The organism is Actinophytocola xanthii (genome assembly GCF_001921205.1).
Classification (GTDB): domain Bacteria; phylum Actinomycetota; class Actinomycetes; order Mycobacteriales; family Pseudonocardiaceae; genus Actinophytocola; species Actinophytocola xanthii.
Window position 1 is genome coordinate 1 of the sequence record NZ_MSIE01000043.1, and the last position, 19297, is coordinate 19297.

The 19297-nt window shown below is 69.9% G+C and carries 20 protein-coding genes; 14 read left to right on the forward strand and 6 right to left on the reverse strand.

Translation table 11 applies throughout. The annotated features are described in order from the left end of the window. Window positions 1-333: 333 nt before the first annotated feature. Entirely contained in the window at window positions 334-1578 is a 1245-nt protein-coding gene (locus BU204_RS22425; protein WP_143229657.1) for a hypothetical protein, read from the reverse strand. A 292-nt stretch (window positions 1579-1870) separates the two neighbouring features. Here BU204_RS22425 and BU204_RS39265 point away from each other — a divergent pair, with 292 nt between their 5' ends. After that, the gene (locus BU204_RS39265) at window positions 1871-2080 is read left to right on the forward strand and encodes a hypothetical protein (RefSeq protein WP_143229659.1); all 210 of its coding nucleotides are present in this window, start codon (window positions 1871-1873) and stop codon (window positions 2078-2080) included. 10 nt (window positions 2081-2090) lie between these two features. Here BU204_RS39265 and BU204_RS22430 read toward each other — a convergent pair whose 3' ends face one another. Continuing rightward, on the reverse strand, window positions 2091-2486 hold the full coding sequence (locus BU204_RS22430) for a MerR family transcriptional regulator (RefSeq protein ID WP_075127703.1): 396 nt from the start codon (window positions 2484-2486) through the stop codon (window positions 2091-2093). Window positions 2487-2514: 28 nt separating this feature from the next. Here BU204_RS22430 and BU204_RS22435 point away from each other — a divergent pair, with 28 nt between their 5' ends. From BU204_RS22435 to BU204_RS22490, 12 genes are all read left to right on the forward strand, one after another. Next, on the forward strand, window positions 2515-3222 hold the full coding sequence (locus BU204_RS22435; RefSeq protein ID WP_075127787.1) for a methyltransferase domain-containing protein: 708 nt from the start codon (window positions 2515-2517) through the stop codon (window positions 3220-3222). Between the two features lie 303 nt (window positions 3223-3525). Then, window positions 3526-4560: a nitronate monooxygenase gene (locus tag BU204_RS22440; protein WP_408608037.1), complete on the forward strand. Its 1035-nt coding sequence runs from the start codon at window positions 3526-3528 to the stop codon at window positions 4558-4560. Between the two features lie 31 nt (window positions 4561-4591). Continuing rightward, complete coding sequence (locus BU204_RS22445) at window positions 4592-5032, forward strand: VOC family protein (RefSeq protein ID WP_075127705.1); 441 nt, start codon at window positions 4592-4594, stop codon at window positions 5030-5032. Between the two features lie 249 nt (window positions 5033-5281). Further along, window positions 5282-6115 carry an ABC transporter ATP-binding protein gene (locus BU204_RS22450; RefSeq protein WP_075127706.1) on the forward strand — a complete coding sequence of 278 codons (834 nt, stop codon included), beginning with the start codon at window positions 5282-5284 and terminating at the stop codon, window positions 6113-6115. A 9-nt stretch (window positions 6116-6124) separates the two neighbouring features. Continuing rightward, window positions 6125-6886: an ABC transporter permease gene (locus BU204_RS22455; protein WP_075127707.1), complete on the forward strand. Its 762-nt coding sequence runs from the start codon at window positions 6125-6127 to the stop codon at window positions 6884-6886. A 27-nt stretch (window positions 6887-6913) separates the two neighbouring features. Then, window positions 6914-7708 (forward strand): MerR family transcriptional regulator, encoded by a 795-nt coding sequence (locus tag BU204_RS22460; protein ID WP_075127708.1) that lies wholly within the window; start codon window positions 6914-6916, stop codon window positions 7706-7708. A gap of 34 nt (window positions 7709-7742) precedes the next feature. Then, window positions 7743-8177 carry an SRPBCC family protein gene (locus tag BU204_RS22465; protein ID WP_075127709.1) on the forward strand — a complete coding sequence of 145 codons (435 nt, stop codon included), beginning with the start codon at window positions 7743-7745 and terminating at the stop codon, window positions 8175-8177. A gap of 27 nt (window positions 8178-8204) precedes the next feature. After that, window positions 8205-9572: a pyridoxal phosphate-dependent decarboxylase family protein gene (locus tag BU204_RS22470; RefSeq protein ID WP_075127788.1), complete on the forward strand. Its 1368-nt coding sequence runs from the start codon at window positions 8205-8207 to the stop codon at window positions 9570-9572. A 29-nt stretch (window positions 9573-9601) separates the two neighbouring features. Further along, on the forward strand, window positions 9602-9967 hold the full coding sequence (locus tag BU204_RS22475) for a MerR family transcriptional regulator (protein ID WP_075127710.1): 366 nt from the start codon (window positions 9602-9604) through the stop codon (window positions 9965-9967). A gap of 46 nt (window positions 9968-10013) precedes the next feature. Further along, entirely contained in the window at window positions 10014-11012 is a 999-nt protein-coding gene (locus tag BU204_RS22480) for a zinc-binding dehydrogenase (RefSeq protein ID WP_075127711.1), read from the forward strand. 37 nt (window positions 11013-11049) lie between these two features. Next, on the forward strand, window positions 11050-11877 hold the full coding sequence (locus tag BU204_RS22485; RefSeq protein ID WP_075127712.1) for a putative RNA methyltransferase: 828 nt from the start codon (window positions 11050-11052) through the stop codon (window positions 11875-11877). Further along, a complete protein-coding gene (locus BU204_RS22490) occupies window positions 11878-13128 on the forward strand; it encodes a Gfo/Idh/MocA family protein (protein WP_075127713.1) in 1251 nt (416 codons plus the stop codon). It abuts the gene before it with no gap. Window positions 13129-13175: 47 nt separating this feature from the next. On the opposite strand, the gene BU204_RS22495 is transcribed toward BU204_RS22490, so the two are convergent. The 4 genes from BU204_RS22495 to BU204_RS22510 form a co-directional block, all read right to left on the reverse strand. Continuing rightward, window positions 13176-14771 (reverse strand): beta-N-acetylhexosaminidase, encoded by a 1596-nt coding sequence (locus BU204_RS22495; RefSeq protein WP_075127714.1) that lies wholly within the window; start codon window positions 14769-14771, stop codon window positions 13176-13178. A 71-nt stretch (window positions 14772-14842) separates the two neighbouring features. After that, the gene (locus BU204_RS22500; protein WP_075127715.1) at window positions 14843-15673 is read right to left on the reverse strand and encodes a carbohydrate ABC transporter permease; all 831 of its coding nucleotides are present in this window, start codon (window positions 15671-15673) and stop codon (window positions 14843-14845) included. Then, window positions 15670-16647: a carbohydrate ABC transporter permease gene (locus tag BU204_RS22505; RefSeq protein ID WP_075127716.1), complete on the reverse strand. Its 978-nt coding sequence runs from the start codon at window positions 16645-16647 to the stop codon at window positions 15670-15672. Before BU204_RS22505 ends, BU204_RS22500 begins: the two co-directional genes overlap by 4 nt. Continuing rightward, a complete protein-coding gene (locus BU204_RS22510; RefSeq protein WP_075127717.1) occupies window positions 16647-17942 on the reverse strand; it encodes an extracellular solute-binding protein in 1296 nt (431 codons plus the stop codon). Before BU204_RS22510 ends, BU204_RS22505 begins: the two co-directional genes overlap by 1 nt. A 211-nt stretch (window positions 17943-18153) precedes the next feature. Here BU204_RS22510 and BU204_RS22515 point away from each other — a divergent pair, with 211 nt between their 5' ends. Continuing rightward, entirely contained in the window at window positions 18154-19140 is a 987-nt protein-coding gene (locus tag BU204_RS22515; protein WP_198942963.1) for an LLM class flavin-dependent oxidoreductase, read from the forward strand. Window positions 19141-19297 lie beyond the last annotated feature (157 nt).

Sequence of the window (19297 nt, forward strand, 5' to 3'; positions counted from 1 at the left end):
GACCGGTGTCTCGGAGATCGCCTCGAACATCGCCGGGGTGGCCGACGCCTCCCAGGCGACCACGATAAGCGTCACCGACACCACCAAGGCCTCCCAGGACCTGGCCAAGCTGTCCACCAGCCTCCAGTCCCAGGTCAGCCGCTTCACCATCTGACGGTGGAGCTCTGATCGAGGCAGAAACCGCGGCGCCGCCCACGAGGGCGGCGCCGCGGTCGTTTTCAGGCGATTGCTTTATTCTGAATATTCGGTGAGTCGGCTTGTGACGTCAGTTTCCCGTGTCCTCGCCGCCGTGGAACGCCATGAGTAAACCCTCTCGTGCTGGTGTGGCCGCGATCAGGGCTCCGGCCACAGGAAACGGATACCGTAGTTCTCGCGGGGTTGACACTTCCCCATGAACGTGTGCTCGACGGCCCCGTCCACGATGGTGAGCAGGCGCGGGTCCTTGTCGGGCGGTGGCTCTCGCCGTTCTCGTTCCGTCTGTTCCGCGTACCACCAGGTTGTTTCTGGAACGTGGTGCTCGTCGAACCGGACTCGGATCGTCAACCCGCTGATCGGGACGTGGCCATGGAGAAGCTTCCCGGGGGCTATGCCGTGGTGGTCAACCTCGACATTGACCCCAACTCGTTCTTCGATTGACCCTTCGTTCACTGCCTCTGAGGAGAAGTAGTGCTTCTGTCCTCGGTGCAAAGTAGTCGGAAAGACGAGCCTCGTCAACACGGGGTCCCCGGGCCGTGTCGGCGCCAGTATTTCGGCTCGGCAACCCCACAGTGGGCGCACTGGAATGTCCGTTAGTCCTGTTTCATCTACGGACCCGCCGAGCGCTGTCGCCATGTACGCATCCACATTGTCCTCACGAGCGGTGACGAGGCGTTCGGTGATCCGCCGGTAGACCGTCCGCGCGCGCATGAAGACCGTGGTGACGAAGAGATCAAGGAAAACCGGCTGTGCGCTCTTGGAAGGGCGCCGATAGCCGATAGCGGAATCGCGCGGCTCGCTGGTCGCAGTGTGTTCTCGGGCGAGCGTCACCTCAGTCTTTCGGGCGAGCTTGACATACTGCTGCCAGTCAGAGCCGCCGGCCGCGACGACCTCGAGGCGCTCGGTCAGGGCGGGAACCAACCTTTCGGTCAGACCTCGGTTCCACGCTCTGTGCATGGGGGTCGTCGTGGTCGGTGTCGGATCGCCGAAGATCCCGGGGACCGCCATGAGTTGACGGAATCGGTCACCGAGGGACGACTTCCACGGCTCCGTGATCTCGGGTCGGCGTGGGAGTCGAAACGCGGCGATCAAGGTGTTCCTGCGGCGGGAGTCAGCCGACGAGCCGACCGCGTTGATCAGGTCGACTATCAGGCCCCACAGTAGGAGCGCTCGCGTCTCCGCCGTGTCACACGGCACGGACATGATGGGGACGATCAGAGCCTTGAGTTCCGCGGCCGAGTCGCTGTCCGGCTTCTCGACGGCATCGAGGAGCAGGCCGAACGGCTTGGCGTATCTCCTGGTCGCGAGCCATCGCAGAGATCCCTCGATCAATGACCTTCTTTTGTCAAGATCGTCGCGGTTCGATATCAGCTTCTCGGCCACCGCTCCTCCGCCCCGACGTCGGCGACAGGTGGACACGGTCGGCGACGGATGAACAGGAAGCGGAGACGGTCCAACACGCTACGGCAAAGCCCTGGCGACCAGAAACCAGACCGCGACAGCAAAAGCCAGACTACGCCGAACTTCCCTGAGCACCTCCGCCCCTTACCGTGGACTTGCGCCTACCCCGGCCGCCACGCCCTCGTCAGACTTGAGATACGTCGAACAATAGCCGAAGCGTGTTACGGAGCGCGACGTGTCCAATTGACAGCGCGGCCAGAAGAAAGGACACGCCATGAGTGAAGATCAGAACCTGGTGAGGTCAGCAGGCGGCCCGCCGTCGCCCGGGCGAGGCACGCAGGCGGTAATGGGGATCATCAACGGAGCCCTGGTCGGTGTGGGTACGCTTTATCTGGCCACCAAGTCCATTGCCGTAGCGGCTGTCGGTGCGATCACCGCGACGGCGTTGGCCGGGCTGTACCTGCTTTTATCGCGCCGTTCGTGAGCTGTGGAATTCACAGCGAGTAGAGGTCCTTCAGGTGCCCCTGGAAGTGCGGGCAGGTGGCGAGGTCCTCGTGCTCGCAGGACAGGGCGGTCTCCAGGAGGGCCTTCGCCGCCGTCAAGCTGGCGATTCTCGTGGTCAGGGTCTCGTGGTGGCGGGTGAGGACCTCCCGACGAGTGCCCGGACCGGAGGCGGCGAACATCGTCCGGATGTCGGCCAGGGACAACCCGGCCTCCTTCGCCCGGAGGATCGCCGCCACGCGGTAGAGATCGGCCGGGGTGAAGCGGCGGCGGGAGCCGTACACCCGGGCCGGCTCGAGCAGCCCGACCGACTCCCAGTGGCGCAGGACATGGGTCGGCAGGCTGAAGTGACCCGCGACCTCCCCGATCGTCAGCTCGCTTGACTTCATGTGGACATTAAGTCCGAGCATGGGCGGCATGTCGAACCTGCTGAATCTTCTCGATCGTGTCGACTCGCTACCCGGTGCGGCTGAGCTGCGCAGACGCTCCTACGAGCTGCTCGGCGACGTCACCGGCCGGCTGGTGGTGGACGTGGGGTGTGGGGGTGGACGCGCGGTCGCCGAGCTGGGCGACCTCGGTGCCCGAGCCGTGGGCGTCGACCTGGACGAGGAGATGGTGCGTGCCGCACGGAGCCGGTGGGACGGGGACTTCCGGGTGGGCAGCGCCCTCGAGCTGCCGTTCGAGGACGGCGAGGTGGTGGGCTACCGCGCCGACAAGGTGCTGCACACGCTCGCCGAGCCGGCCGACGCCCTGCGTGAGGCCCGGCGGGTGCTCACCCCCGGCGGCCGGGCCGTCCTGCTCGGCCAGGACTGGGACACCATCGTCATCGACTCCGACCGGCCCGCGCTGACCCGCCGCCTCGTCCGGGCCAGGGCGGACACCGTCCCCTCGCCGCGGGTCGCTCGCGCCTACCGGACCCTGCTGGTGGACGCCGGGTTCGTCGACCCGGTCGTCGAGGTGCGTACCGTCGTCTTCACCGACGACACCGCTCTCGCCGTGCTGGTCTCGCTGACCAGCGGCGCGCCGGAGCTGACCGACGACTGGATGGCCGAGCAACGGGAACGGGTCGCGGCGAACCGCGCCTTCGTTGCCGTGCCGCTGTTCCTCGTTGCGGCTCGCCGCTGATCGTGGGTGGCGTCGAGGGCGGGTCGAGTGTCGTTGTTCGGGGGTCCCTCCCGCCCCACCATGGAGTCACCTGGCCGGTGACGGGCGCGTTGGCCCACGTCGCCGGTCAGTTCCATGTCTGACGACTGAGAACCCGGCAGCGGTGTGTACGCTGGCGGCCCTGGGTACTTCTCGCTCGGCGGCGCCGCCACGTACCGGGGGAGCCGTCATCACGCTGTCCGAACCGGACGGTGAGATCGCCGAGGCCGTGGTGGGGGCGGTGGCCCGTTGCCCACCCTGCCAGACCCGGGAGCCCTGTGAATGATTCTCGATGAGCTGACCCAACCGGTCGTGCAGGCGCCGATGGCCGGTGGACCGTCGACCCCGGCACTGGCCGCCGCCGTCTCCGCGGCGGGTGGGCTCGGCTTCCTGGCCGCCGGGTACCTCACCCCCGAGGCCGTGCGCGAGCAGATCAGGGCCACCCGGGAGCTGACCGACCAGCCGTTCGGCGTCAACATCTTCGTCCCCGACACGTCTACTGTGGACGGCAGGGAGCTGGCGGGGTACCGGGACCGGCTCGATGTCGAGGCACGCCGGTACGGTGTCGCGCTGGGCGAACCGGCGGACGACGACGACGGCTGGCTCGGCAAGCTGGCCGTGGTGCGCGAGGAGCGGGTCGCCGTCGTGAGCTTCACCTTCGGTTGCCCCGACCCCGCTGTCCTGGCCGAACTGCGGGAGGCCGGGTGCACCACGGTCGTCACCGTGACCTCGGCGGGCGAGGCGTTGGCCGCGGTGGCCGCCGGCGCGGACGCACTGTGCGTACAGGGCGCCGAGGCCGGCGGGCACCGCGGCACCTTCCACAACACCGACCCGATCGACGACACCGCTCTGCTCCCGTTGTTGCGCAAGGTGTCCGCTGCGGTGGCCGTTCCGCTGATCGCGACCGGCGGGCTTTCCGGCGGGCGGGACGTCGCCGCCGTACTGGTCGCCGGCGCGCGCGCCGCGCAGCTCGGCACGTTGTTCCTGACCTGCGCGGAGGCGGGAACGAACCCCCTTCACCGGGCTGCGGTCGCCGGCGAGCGCCGGACCGCGGTGACCCGCGCGTTCACCGGCCGCCCCGCTCGTGGCCTGGTCAACCGGTTCATGACCGAGCACTCGGCGGCCGCGCCGGCCGCCTACCCCCACCTCCACCACCTCACCAAGGGGCTGCGTCGCGCCGGCGACCCGGAGGCCATGTCGCTGTGGGCCGGCCAGGCGCACGAGTTCGCCAGGGAGGTCCCGGCCGCCGACCTGGTCCGGGAGCTCGGCGCGCAGGCCCGCGTCGCTCTCGCGGAGACCGCCGCACGCTGGCCGAACTAGTTTTGTCGGTGCCCCCGGCTAGCTTCGTCTCATGACGACCACGTGGGGATTGACCATCGACTGCGCCCGTCCCGGCGAGTTGGCGAAGTTCTGGGCGCTCGCGCTCGGCTACGTCGAGCCGGCCTCGCCGCCCGGCTTCGCGTCGTGGGAGGAGTGGTTCCGCCACCACGACGTGCCCGAGGAGGAGTGGGACGACGGCGCCCTGCTCACCCCTCCGGACGACGTCGGGCCGACGTTGTCGTTGTTGAAGGTGCCCGAGCCCAAGACGGTCAAGAACCGATTACACCTGGATCTGAAGGTCGGCGGCGGCCGGGACCAGCCGTGGGAGGAGAGATGGCCGCGGGTGCTGGCCGAGGTCGAGCGGCTGACCGCGGCCGGTGCCACCGTCGTCCAGCGTTTCGACGGCGCCGACGGCCGCGGCGATCACTTCGTGCTGGCCGATCCCGAGGGCAACGAGTTCTGCGTGGTGTGACCGGTCACTAGGGCACGTCCTCGCCGATCCCACTTGACCTTGACGCTGGGTCAACCCTCGATCCTTCTGGTGGGAGCCTCCTTGCGGAACGACCGCGATGGCTCCACGAAGGAGGCACACGGTGACGACGTTCATCGAGAGGATTCTCGGCGCCAAGCGTCGGTGGTGGGCGTACCGGGCGCCCGTCAGCGCGCTTTCCGCGGGCCACGCCGTCGAGCGCGCTGAAGTACACGACGGACGGTCCCGCTCATGACCGCCCATCCGGCGACCGAGGCGGCGATTCGCGTGCGGGGTCTGGAGAAGTCGTACGGGAAGGTGGAGGTGCTGTGCGGCGTCGACTTTGACGTGGCGCGGGGCAGTATCTTCGCTCTGCTCGGCTCCAACGGTGCGGGCAAGACGACGGTCGTGCGCATCCTGTCGACGTTGTTGAAGGCTGATGCGGGGACGGCCAGCGTCAACGGCTTCGACGTCGCCACGCAGGCCGCGGACGTGCGCGAGTCCATCAGCCTCACCGGACAGTTTGCCGCCGTCGACGAGATCCTCAGCGGTCGGGAGAACCTCGTTCTGGTCGCCAGGTTGCGGCACCTGGAAAACCCGCACGCGGTCGCGGATGACCTGCTCGGGCGGTTCTCGCTGACCGACGCGGGCACCCGCAGGGTGTCGACCTATTCGGGTGGCATGCGCCGGCGGCTGGACATCGCGATGAGCCTCATCGGGAATTCGCCGGTGATCTTCCTGGACGAGCCGACCACCGGGCTCGACCCCGAGGCACGTGTCGAGGTATGGGAGACGGTCAAGCAGCTCGCTGGCGACGGCACGACGGTGCTGCTCACCACGCAGTACCTCAACGAGGCCGAACAGCTGGCCGACCGGATCGCGATCCTGCACCAGGGCCGGATCATCGCGAACGGCACCCTCACCGAGCTCAAGCAGCTCCTGCCGCCCGCCACGGTCGAGTACGTCGAGAAGCAGCCGACCCTGGAGGAGGTCTTCCTCGCGATCGTCGGCGGTAGCCACAAGAGGAGCGACAACGGGGCCGCCAAGAGCGGTGACACGAGCGACGCCACCGGCACGAGCAACTAGGGAACGAGGATGACCACCTACTTCTTCGGCGACACCGCCGTGCTCACCGGCCGCACCCTGCGCCATGTCACGCGCAGCGTGGACACCGTCATCACGACCGCGATCACGCCGGTCGCCATGATGCTGATGTTCGTCTACGTGTTCGGCGGCGCGATCGACACCGGGTCGGACAAGTATGTGAACTACATGCTGCCCGGCATCCTGCTGATCACGATCGCGTCGGGCGTCGCCTACACCGCGCTGCGGCTGTTCACCGACATGACGAGCGGGATCTTCGAGCGATTCCAGTCCATGCCGATCGCACGGTCGGGCGTGCTGTGGGCACATGTGCTGACGTCGCTGGTCGCCAACCTGATCTCGCTCATGGTCGTCGTGGGCGTCGCCTTGCTGATGGGCTTCCGCTCGGGGGCAGGTGTGTCGGCCTGGCTCGCGGTCGCGGGCATCCTGCTCCTGTTCACCCTGGCGTTGACGTGGATTGCCGTGATCGCCGGTCTCTCCGCGAAAACGGCGGAAGGCGGGGGCGCGTTCGCCTATCCGCTCATCTTCCTGCCGTTCGTCAGCTCGGCGTTCGTGCCCACGGGGACGATGCCTGGCGCGGTGCGCGCCTTCGCCGAGAACCAGCCGGTGACCGCCATCGTCAACACGATCCGCAGCCTGTTTGCCCAGCAGCCAGTCGGCGACGACATCTGGGTCGCCCTCGCCTGGTGCGTCGGGATCCTTGTCGTGGCGTACATCTTCGCGATGATCGCCTATCGCCGGAAAGTCGCCTGAGCCAATCAGAGTGGCAGGCTGGGATTCATGCTCACCATCAGCCAGCTCGCGGCATACGCCGGGGTGACGGTGCGGGCAGTTCGCCACTACCACAAGATCGGGCTGCTGGCGGAGCCCAAGCGCGATCGCTCCGGGTACCGGACCTACGACGCGGCCGTGGTGGTACGACTGATCCGGATCCACACCCTGGCGGACGCCGGCGTACCGCTGGCCCGAGTGCAGGAACTCCTCGACGCCGGCCCGGAGGAGTTCGCCGACGGCGTCCAGGAGATCGACAAGAACCTCCGTGCCGAGATCCGGCGACTGCAGGGCACCCGCAAACGGCTGGCCCGGCTCGCCGCTGGGGAGCACCTGGCGCTCCCACAGAGCGTCGTGGACTACCTCGACCGGCTGCGCGGTCTCGGCGTCGAAGAGCAGTACATCGAGCTGGAGCGGGACGGCTGGATCATGATCGCCGCCCAGATACCGCACCAGATCGACGCCGTGATCGCCAGCAAGCACGAGCAACTGGACGATCCGGACATGACTACGCTCTACGGCCTGATCAGCGCGGCCATTGACTGTCCCGCCGACGATCCGCGGGTCGTCGAGATCGCCGACCTCGTGGAGCGCATATTGGTTCGCGCGATCAGGGCGGGTGCTGTGGACGTCGACGGCGACGACGTCCCGTCCGACGACCCGTTCGTCGCCCTGCTGGACGCCCTGGTCGAGTCCACCCCGCTGGGCAGGCGAATCGTGGCGATTCTGGAGGAGCGAGGCTGGAAGGGCTGGACCCGCATCGAACGCGTGCCCGCCGACAGGCTCAACACCCAGCCGGACTGACCCTCGCGACCGCAGTGGGCTATAGGCTTTTCCGGTGGGTCGCTACACGATCGAGAAGACGGCACCGTCCACCGCCGCGCCCGGGCAGGTCTACCGGCTGCTGCGGGACGGCTCGACCTGGCCGGCGTGGTCCAGGATCGACGCGGTGGAGCTCGAGCGCGAGGGGGACGGCGAACGAGAGGGTGTCGGTGCCATCCGGGTCCTGACCAGCGGACGGGTCCGCGGGCGCGACCGGATAACCGGGTTCGAGCCTGACCGCCAGTTCCGGTACGTCCACCTCGAAGGGCTGCCGGTACGCGACTACGAGGCGCGGATCGACCTCGCACCCGTCGACGGCGGCACCGAGATCACCTGGCACGTCACCTTCGACGCCAAGTACCCCGGCACCGGCTGGTTGGTGCGCCGTTCGCTGGACGGGTTCATCCGGGACAACGTGAACGGGCTCGCGGAGTACGCGCCGTCCACATAGGTGCCGCGCCGTGCGATCGTGGTGGGCATGAGTGATCTGTCCGCGTGGCTGCGTGCCGGGGTCGAGGCCGTCGAGTCCTGGCAGCGGGGTTTCGCCTCCTGGTCCGGGCACCCGGCCCAGCGGGTCGATCCCGAGCGGTTCCGCGCCGCGTTCGCCGAGCTGACCGAGCGACTGACCAACAACTACCCGTACTTCCACCCGGACTACGCGGGGCAGATGCTCAAGCCGCCGCACCCGGTGGCGGTCGCCGGGTACCTGACCACGATGCTGGTCAACCCGAACAACCACGCCATGGACGGCGGACCGGCCACCGCACGGATGGAGCGCGAGGCCGTCGCGGCGCTCGCGGCGATGTTCGGGTTCGGCGAGCACCACCTCGGGCACCTCACCGGCGGCGGCACGGTGGCGAACCTGGAGGCGTTGTTCGTCGCCCGCGAGTCGCACCCGGGACGGGGCGTGGCGTTCAGCACCGAGAGCCACTACACGCATGCACGCATGTGCCATGTGCTGGGCATGTCCGGGCACGCGGTGCCGGTCGACGCCGCCGGTCGCATGGACCTTGACGCGCTCGAGGCGTTGCTGGCCCGCGGCGAGGTGGGCACGGTCGTGCTGACCGCGGGTACCACGGGCCTGGGGGCGGTCGACCCGGTGCACGAGGCGCTCGCGCTGCGTGAGCGGTACGGCGTGCGGCTGCACGTGGACGCCGCCTACGGCGGGTTCTTCGCGCTGCTGGCCGCCGAGGGCTCGCCGGAGCCGATCGACCCCGCGCCGTGGCGGGCGATCGCGTCCTGCGACTCGGTGGTGATCGACCCGCACAAGCACGGGCTACAGCCCTACGGGTGCGGCGCGGTCCTGTTCGCCGACCCGGAGGTCGCGCGGTTCTACCAGCACGACTCGCCGTACACCTACTACACCGACGCGGACCTGCACCTCGGCGAGATCAGCCTCGAGTGCTCCCGCGCGGGTGCGGCGGCGGCCGCGCTGTGGCTCACCTTCCAGGTGATCCCGCCGACCCCCGACGGACTCGGCCGCTTCCTCGCGGCCGGGCGGCGCGCCGCGCTCAACTGGGCCGCCCGGCTCGAGGACTCCCCGCACCTCGCGCTGTACCAGCGGCCCGAGCTGGACATCGTGACCTACTTCCCGCGCCGGGACACGCTCTCGGCCCTCGACGCGGCTTCGGCGCGGGTGTTCGCCGAGGGGATGAACGACCCCGAGGACCCGGTGTTCCTGAGCACGATCCGGGTCTCTGCCGCCGAGCTGGGCCGCCGGCATCCCTGGGTGCGTCCGGACGCCGACGGCGCGCGGGTGCTGCGCAGCGTGCTGATGAAGCCCGAGTCGCAGGATCGGGTGGACCGGCTGCACGGACGGGTGGAGCGCCTCGCCGCTGGCGACTGAGTGTTGCTGGACAGGAGGTTGTCGCCGGTATGAAGATCGGTGAAGCTGCGCGGGTCAGCGGCGTGAGCGCGAGATCCCTGCGGTACTACGAGGATGAGGGCTTGATCGTCCCCGGCCGTTGTGGCAACGGGTTCCGCGACTACTGCCAGTCCACGATCGACCGGGTGCTCGTCGTCCGCTCTCTCCTGGAGTCCGGGCTGCCCGTGCGGTTGGTCCGGGAAGCTCTTCCCCACCTCGCCGAGGGAACCGATCGCGGCACGGACGTCGTGTGCGAGGAGTTCCTGCACGAGGTGCGGAGCTACCGTGATCGGCTGGCCGCACGCATCGCCGTTCTCGTCGAGCAGCAGTCCGCGCTCGACGCCTACCTGCGGAAGGCCCGTCGCACCGATCCATGACAGGTGCTTGACCTTGACGCAAGTGTCAGCTTTCTACGGTCGGCGCGTGGAGATCAACGAGCAGACGGTGCGAGCACTGGTCCAGAGATCGCACCGAGGACCGAAGGACCTGACCCTCACGACCGACCATCACCGCCCCACCCCGGGGCCTGACGAGTACCTGGTCCGCGTCGGCGTCGCCGGGGTCAACTTCGCCGACGTCATGCAGTCCCACGGAACCTACGGGGGCGGCCCGCGGGCCCCCTACGTGGCGGGCTTCGAAGCCGCCGGCGAGATCGTGGGCGGCGGTGCGGGGGTCGACCGGCCGCTGCCGGTCGGCACCCACGTCGTCGGAGCTGGTCGGGGCGCCTTCGCGCAGTACATGACGATGCCGGCCGCCGGTGTCCTTCCCGTGCCTTCCGGCTGGAGCGCCGCGCAGGCTCTCGGGCTGGTGCTGAACTGGGCAACCGCCCTGGCGGCGCTGAAGCCGTTGGGCGAGATCAGGACGGGCGAGGTGGTGCTCGTTCACGCCGCGGCCGGAGGTGTGGGGCAGGCCGCTGTCCGTCTCGCCCGTCACTACGGGGCGCGCGTGGTCGCCACGGCGTCGCCGGCCAAGCACGACACCGTCACAGCGCTCGGCGCCGACGAGGTCCTGGACAGCCGGCGCGCCGACCTGGCCGCGGAGATCATGCGCCTGACCGGCGGGGTCGACCTGGTCCTGGAGTCGGTGGGCCGGGCCACGTTCGAGGTGAGCCTGTCGGTCACCAAACCCTTCGTCGGCCGCGTCGTCGTGTTCGGCGCCGCTTCCGGCGATGCCAGCCTCAACACGTACGACCTGGTCTTCACCCACCAGGTACAGGTCATGGGCCTGCACATCGGTGCGCTGGCGACCGCGGCCCCGTCGGTCTACGCGTCGTTGCTCGTCGAGCTCGAGACACTCATCGCCGACGGCGTCTATCCGCCGGGCTCTCCCCAGGTCCACCCCCTGGCCGACGGACCGGCGGTACTGCGGGACCTGGAAGCAGGCCTGACCCGCGGCAAGCACGCCCTCGACCCCTGGCGCTAGGAACCTGCCGACGTCCAGCGCGAACTACAGTTGGGCGGTGCTCGTCGATGTTCTGCCCCACCTGGCCTGCCCGCACTGCGGGGCGGCGCTCGACCAGGCGGGCGGCCAGCTGCGCTGCGCGTCGGGGCACGTGTTCGACATCGCCCGGCAGGGTTACGTGAACCTGGTGGCGGGGTCGGCGCCGGTTGCCGGGGACAGCGCCGAGATGGTCGCCGCGCGGTCGGCCTTCCTCGCGGCCGGGCACTTCCGGCCGATCACCGACGCCGTGGTCGCGGCGGCCTCGCCTGCGGCCGGCGGCTGCGTGGTCGATCTCGGCGCCGGCACCGGGCACTACCTGGCGGCGGTGCTCGACGCCGGACCCGACCGGGTCGGGCTGGCCCTGGAGGTCAGCAAGGCGGCGCTGCGGCGGGCCGCCCGCGCGCATCCCCGGCTGGGCGCGGTCGGCTGCGACGTGTGGGCGGCCCTCCCGGTCCGGGACGAGACGGTCTCCTTGGTGCTCAACGTGTTCGCCCCGCGGAATCCGGCCGAGCTGGCCCGCGTCGTCCGGCCGGGCGGCGGGCTCGTGGTGGTCACGCCGACGGTCGCGCACCTGGCCGGGCTGGTCCAGGAGCTCGGCCTGCTCACCGTTGCACCGGACAAGTCCAGCCGGACGGCCGCCGCGCTGTCCCCCTACTTTGGACTGTCTACTCAGGAAGAGTGCGAGTTCGACATGGAGCTGCCGCACGAGGACGTGCTGTCGTTGGTCGGTATGGGCCCGAGCGCCTGGCACGTCGGCGCGGCCACGCTCCGCGAACGGATGGCCGCACTGCCCGATCCCGTTCGGGTGACCGCCTCGGTGCTGGTGACCGCCTTCAGGAGGGCCTGAATGGACCGCCCGGTCACGTACGCGGTGGTGGGTGCGGGACAGCGCGGCAGCGGGTACGCGGAGTGGATCGCCGGACACCCGGACCGCGCCCGCGTGGTCGCCGTGGCCGAACCCCTGGACGGACGACGCGAGCAGCTGGCCCGTCGGCACGGCGTGCCGCCGGAGCGGGCGTTCCGCTCCTGGCAGCAGCTGGCTTCCGCGCCGCGCCTGGCCGACGCCGCGATCGTGGCCACCCAGGACGCCGACCACGTGGGGCCGGCGATCACGCTCGCGGACAACGGCTACCACCTGCTGGTGGAGAAGCCGCTCGCGCCGACCGAGCAGGAGTGCGCCGAGCTGGTGCACGCGGTCGAGGCCGCCGGCGTGCTGTTCGCGGTCTGCCACGTCATGCGGTACCGCCCGTACACCCGGCTGGTCAGGTCGCTGCTGGACGAGGGCCGCATCGGCGAGGTGATGAGCGTCGCGCACCTGGAGCCCGTGGGGTACTGGCACTACGCGCACTCGTTCGTCCGGGGTAACTGGCGGCGGGCGGACCAGGCCTCGTTCATGCTGCTGGCCAAGTCCGGCCACGACGTCGACTGGCTGCGCTACATCGTCGGGCGGCCCGTCGCCAGAGTGGCGAGCTTCGGGTCGCTCAGCCACTTCCGGCGCGAGTCCCAGCCGGCCGGCGCCGCCGACCGCTGCCTGTCCTGCGCGGTGGAACCCGACTGCCCGTACTCCGCGCCGCGGCTCTACCTGGGCATGCTGGCGGAGGGCCGGACGGGCTGGCCGGTCGACGTGCTCACCGACCGGGGCGACGAGGAGGGCGTCCGCGCGGCGCTGGCCGAGGGCCCGTACGGCCGGTGCGTCTACGCCTGCGACAACGACGTGGTCGATCACCAGGTGGTGGCGTTGGAGTTCATCGGCGGGGTGACGGCGACGTTCACCATGACCGGGTTCACCCCGCACGTCGACCGCCGTACGCAGATCTTCGGTACCCGCGGCAGCCTCGAGGGCGACGGGGAGACCGTGCGGCTGCACGACTTCACCACGGGGGAGACCTCGGTACTGCACGTACCCAGCACCGGCCAGGACGCCGGCGCCGGCCACGGCGGCGGTGACGCCGGTCTGCTCGACGCCTTCACCACCGCCGTCGCCACCCGCGACGGCTCGCACATCCTGTCCGGCCCGGCCGAGTCGCTGGAGTCCCACCGCGCGGTGTTCGCGGCCGAACGGGCCAGGCTCGCGGGCACCGTCGAGTCGCTCCGCTGAGACCGGGCGGGCGCCGGCCGGGATGGCCGACGCCCGCCGGGACGGGGCTACTGCCAGTCGATCTGGGGTGAGCGGTAGAAGTCGATGCCCAGCTCGGTCCACCGTGGTCCCTGGGCGGCCAGGCGGGTGCGGAAGGACTCCCAGTCGTGGGTGGACCAGGGGGACCAGCCCAGCTCCGCGATCGCCGGCAGGCGCGGGAACGCCATGAACTCGATGTGGTCGCTGACCTCGAGCGTCTCCGACCACAGCGGGGCCTCCACGCCGAGCACCGCCGCCTCGGGCACGCCCTGCACGTACTCACCCGGGTTCCACGCGTACGCGTCGTCGACCTCGGTGAAGCCGGCCCAGGCCAGGCCGAGCGGGGTGTTGGCGTCGTACTTCATGTCCAGGTAGGCCTTGTTCGCCGGCGACAGCAGGATCTTGTGACCCCGCTCGGCGGCCTCCGCCACCAGCGCGTTCGACGTCGTCGTGCCCCAGAACTGCGGCAACGCCGAGGTCGACGGGGTCGCCTTGAGGAACTCGTGCCAGCCGGCCACCTTCTTGCCGAGGCCCTCGACGATGGGCAGCACCCGCTGGAAGAACTTCAGGTAGTCCGGCTCGGTCGTCGCCTGCGCCTCGTCCCCGCCGACGTGCAGGTACTCACCCGGGGTCAGCTCGGCCAGCTCGGTGAGCACGTCCTCGACGAACCGGTAGGTGATCTCCTTCTCGATGCACAGCGAGCTGAAGCCGACCTCGATGCCGGTGTAGAGCGGCGGTGCCTCGCCGTTGCAGTTCAGCTCCGGGTAGGAGGCCAGCGCGGCGTTCGTGTGCCCCGGCATGTCGATCTCCGGGATGATCTCGATGTGCCGCTCAGCGGCGTAGGCGACCAGGTCGCGGTACTGCGCCTTGGTGTAGTACCCGCCGGGACCGCCGCCGACCTCGGTGCTGCCGCCGTAGGTCGCCAGCCGCGGCCAGCTCTCGATCTCGATCCGCCAGCCCTGGTCGTCCGCGAGGTGCAGGTGCAGTCGGTTGATCTTGTACAGGGCGATCTGGTCGATGTAGCGCTTCACCTCATCGGGGGAGAAGAAGTGCCTGGCAACGTCGAGCATGGCGCCGCGGTAGGCGAACCGCGGGTAGTCGACGATCCTGCCCGCCGGCGCCGTCCACGGCCCGCGCTGCTCGGTCCGGGCCTCGATCCGGGCCGGGAACAGCTGGCGCAGCGTCTGCACCCCCGCGAACAGGCCCGCCGCGGTGGCGGCCTTGACCTCCACCCCACGGCGGTCGACCTCGAGCTCGTAGCCCTCCTCGCCCAGCGTCGGGCTGACCCGGCCGAGCTCGAGCGAGATCCCGCCCCCGCCGTGCCGGCGGTCGTCCACCACCGGGATGCGGTAGCCGGTCGACGGGCGCAGCACCCGAGCGAGGTACTCGCCGACCCGCCGGGCGCCGCGGTCGGTGTCGATCACGGTCGCCGGCGTCAGCCGGAACTCACCGCCGTGGCGGTTAGGCGTCACCGACACGGGGGCCGGTATCACCTGCGTCATGCGGGACTCCTTGGCGTGGTGGTCGGGCGCGGCCGGGGCCGGCGCGCCGGCGCCGACGACGGCCAGCGCCGTGGCGGTCAGAACCGTCGTCGTGCGTCGTCGGAGTGCAGGGAGCCTGGACACGGGGTCCTCCTGGGACGGCCGATGGATCAGGTCAACCAGGTATAAACCACGGTGGTCCAGACCACAACCCGTCAGCCCTTGAGTGCCCCGGCAGTGGCACCCGACACCAGCTTGCGCTGGACGAGCAGGAAGAAGATCAGCGCGGGCAGGGCGTAGAGCACCGAGGCCGCCATGATCCCGCCCCAGTCGGTGCCGAACACCGTCTTGAACGTCGACAGCCACACCGGCAGCGTCTGCTTGTCCGAGTCGCGCATGAACACCAACGCGTACAGGAACTCGTTCCACGCGGTGATGAACGCGAACACCGAGGTCGCCACCAGGCCAGGGCCGAGCAGCGGCAGGACGACCTTGCGGAACGCCCCGAACCGCCCGCACCCGTCGACCATGGCCGCCTCCTCGAGCTCGTAGGGGATGCCCTGGACGAACCCGCGCAGTGCCCACACGGTGAACGGCAGCGTGATCGCGAAGTAGACCAGCAGCAGCGAGGGCAGCTGGTTGAGCAGCCCGGCGTCCTGCATGAGCAGGAACATCGGGATGAACAGCGCCTCCATCGGCGCCATCTGCGCGATCAGCACCAGCAGCAGGAACCCCTTGCGCCCGCGGAAGCGCAGCCGGGCGAGCGGGAACGCGGCGAGCACGCCGGCCACGAGGGAGCAGGCCACCGCGCCGAGCGTCACGATCAGGCTGTTGGTCAGGTGGACGGTGAACCCCGGTTGTTCCAGCGCCGAGACGAAGTTGTCCAGCGTGACCGACAGCGGCACCAGGTCGTAGTCGAGGCTGAGCAGGGCGTTGGACGGCTTGAACGCGCTGGTGATCATCCAGTACGTCGGGAAGGCGAACAGCACGGCCACGACCACGCCGATCGTGTTCAGCGCGATCCGCTGGCCCCTGGTCTTGTTCATGAGAGGTCCGCTTCCCGGGAGCGCAGCAGCAGCTGCAGGTAACGGGCGGTGAGCACGAGCAGCACGAGGATCATCAGCACGGCGATCGCGGAGGCGACGCCGAAGTGGCGCCCGGCGACACCCTTGAGGTAGAGCAGCAGCGGCAGCGTGGTGCTCCCGCCGTCCGGTCCGCCCTGGCGGATCGCCCAGACCTGGGCGAACACCTTGAAGTCCCAGATCACCGAGAGGAACGTGGCCAGCGTGACCAGCGGGCGGATCGACGGCCAGGAGACGTTCGCAAACGCTTGCCACGGGCTGGCGCCGTCCATGCTGGCCGCCTCGTAGAGCTCCTGGGGCGTGCCGAGCAGGCCGGCGTAGATGGTGAAGCAGACGAACGGCACCGCCTGCCAGATGATCAGCATGCCGATCACGGTCAGCGTGCTGGTGCCGCTGGAGAACCAGGAGTAGCCGGCGAAGCTGTCGAAACCCAGCTTGACCAGCGTCTTGTTGAGGATCCCGTACTGCTGGTCGAAGATCCACTGGAAGACGGTCGTCGTCGCCAGGATCGGGGTGGCCCACGCGAGGACGAGGGTGACCTGCAGGGCGACGCGCACCCCGCCGGAGAGGTGCCGCATGAGCACGGCGAGCAGCAGCCCTGCCAGCACCGTCGCGGCCACGACGGCGGCGGTGAACAGCACCGTGCGGGCCACGACCGTCCACACCTCGGGGTCGGCCAGCACCTCGCGGTAGTTCTCCAGGCCGATCCAGACGACCTCGCCGCGGACGAGCTCGCCGAGGTCGAGCCGGCGGAAGCTGATCCCGATCACCTGCACCATCGGCCAGCCGAGCAGCACCAGCATGGTGACGACGGCGGGCGCGAGCAGCAGGTACGGGATCGTGCGCTCCCCGAGACCGGCCCGACGGGGCCGGCCGGCACGCGGCGGTGCCGGCGGGGGTGAGCCCGCCGGCACCACGATCTGCGCGGTCGCCGTCATCAGCCCGAGAAGGCGGCGTCCAGCGCGGCGTTGGCGTCAGCCGTCGCCTGGTTCAGGTCCTTGGCGCCGGTGAGGTACGCCGTCAGCATGTCCTTGAGCGGGTTCTGCCCGGCCTCGATCGTCGCCCAGGTGGGGGTGGCGGGGACGGCCCGGCCGTTCTGCGAGGCGTCGGCCATGGCCTTGCTCACCGGGTTCTTCTCCAGCGGGGAGAGGTCGGTGGACGCGCCCGGAACCATGCCCGCCTCGGCCAGCATCGTCTGGTACTTCGAGCTGAGCATCAGCTTGAGGTAGTCCTTGGCGAGGTCGGCGTTGGCGCTGTTCACCGGGATGGCGAGGTTCGAGCCGCCCTGGAAGACCGGCGCGGTCTCGCCCGCGTTCTTCGACGGGATGGGGAAGCCGGAGATCTTGGCCTTCAGGTCGGGGGCGTCCTTGGTCGCGGTGTCGACCTCCCACGGAAGCCCGATCATCATGGCGACCTTGCCCTGGCCGAAGATGCCGGCCTGCTCGGGGGTCTGCTCGTCGTTGTCCTTGGGCGCGGTGGTGCCGGAGGCCTCGACGAGCTGCTTGTAGAACTCCAGGCCGGCCTTGGCCTCGTCGCTGGTCAGCGTGGCCGTGAACTTCGTGCCGTCCTTCTCGGCGATGTCGCCGCCCTCGTCGTAGATGAAGGACAGCAGCGTGTACCAGTTCTGGCCGGGGAGGTAGAGCGCCTGGAACTGGGGGTCGGAGCCGAACTTCGCCTTGAGCTTGGTGATCGCGTCGAGCCACTCCTGCCGGGAGGTCGGGGGCGCGGTGATGCCGGCCTGCTCGAACATGTCGGTGCGGTAGAGCACCTCACGGTTGGCGGCGTAGAAGGGGGTGGAGTACTGCTTGCCGTCCCACTCGCCGGAGGCCTTGAGGCTCTCCAGCCACTGGTCGCCGTTCAGGTCGCCGACGTCGCCGGAGAGGTCGGTGAGTACCTCCTGCGAGGCGAAGGCGGGTGCCTGGGTGTTGCCGAGCTCGATGATGTCGGGCGGGTTCTGGCCGCCGAGGGCGGTGGTCAGCTTGTCCTGGATGCCGTTCCACTCCTGGACCTCGTACTTGACGGTGACACCGTCGTGGGTCTGCTCGAACTCCTTGTGGAGGGCGTCGGTGAGGGTCTCCGGGGCGGAGCCGTTCATCAGCCACACGGTGAGCGTGCGGTCCTCGTTCTGCCCGGCGTCGTCGCCGCCACCGCCACTGCCGCCCGAGCCCGCGCACCCGGCGGTCGCAAGAGCGACCGCGGCGACGCCGGTGATCGCCTTCGTCCAGCGCTTCACTTGTCTGCCGTCCTCTCCGTGCCCGGATCACCGGGCCCGCACCGGTGGTTTAGACCTAGTGGTATAGACCAATGGGAGCACTCTGGGCCCGGCTGGCGTCCCTGTCAAGACAGTTGCGGAAGACGTTGTAAACCGGATCCGAAATCCTGGTGGCGCAAGGGTTTTCGCCAAGTTCTCACGCGTTGCGCTTCCGGTCTGGGAAACTTCTCACGTGAACGTGCGCATCGGTGTCAGCGTCGGACCTGAGCTTCCCCCGCCACGACTTGGCCAGGTGGCCGCCTGGATCGAGGAGATCGGCGTCGACGAGCTGTGGCTGGCGGAGGACTGCTTCTTCGCCGGCGGTGTCGCCGCGGCGGCCGCCGCCCTGGCGGCCACGGAGCGCGCCACGGTAGGCCTCGGCATCCTCCCGGCGGTGGCCCGCAACGCCGCGTTCACGGCGATGGAGCTCGCGGCCCTGGCCGAGATGTACCCCGGGCGGGTCGTGGCCGGGCTGGGTCACGGGATGGCCGACTGGATGCGCCAGATCGGTGCCTCGCCCCGGTCGCCGTTGACCGCGCTCGGCGAGCACCTGGGGGCGGTTCGCGACCTGTTGGCCGGGCGGGTCGTGACGGTCGAGGGTGGCTACGTGCGGCTCGACCAGGTACGTCTCGACCACCCGCCGGCGGTTGTTCCCCCGGTGCTCGCCGGGGTGCGCGGGCCGAAGTCGCTGGGCGTCGCGGGGGAGCGGGCGGACGGGGTGGTCCTGGCGTGGCCCGCCGCGCCGTCCTACGTCCGGCATGCCCGTGCGCTGGTCGGTGAGGCGTGGGCCGCTGCTGGTCGCTCCGGGTCACCGGTGATCGTCGCGAACAGCCCGATCAGTGTGGATGCGGACCCGGCCGTCGCGCGGGCCCGCCTGCGTCCGAAGGTCGCGACGGAGCTGGCGATGCCGTCCAGCCGGGCGCACCTCGAGCCGCTGGGACTGGGGGAGGAGGTTTCCCGGCTGCTCGAGAAGTGTGGTTCGCCCGAGGAGTTCGCCCAGCGCCTTCCCGACGAGTGGATCGACCGGCTGACGATCGTGGGCACCTCGACAGAGTGCGCTGCCAGGATCGACGAGCTGCGTGAGGCCGGAGCTGACGCGGTCGTGCTCGCGCTGCCGGCGCCGTTACCGGATCACCAGTCCGCCTTGCTCATACGCGCGGTGCTGTCTCTCGTCAGGTGAGCGCCGGCGCACTCCCCGCCCGCCGTGACTAGCAATGCCGCCCCGTGATGAACAACCCCCACCCGTTCCCGGGGGCGTCCCGCCTTGCCAGCGTATCGGCGTGGAGGGGTGGTGGGGCGGCGTGAAGGTTTTCTGTGGACAGCTCCCGGACCTGTGG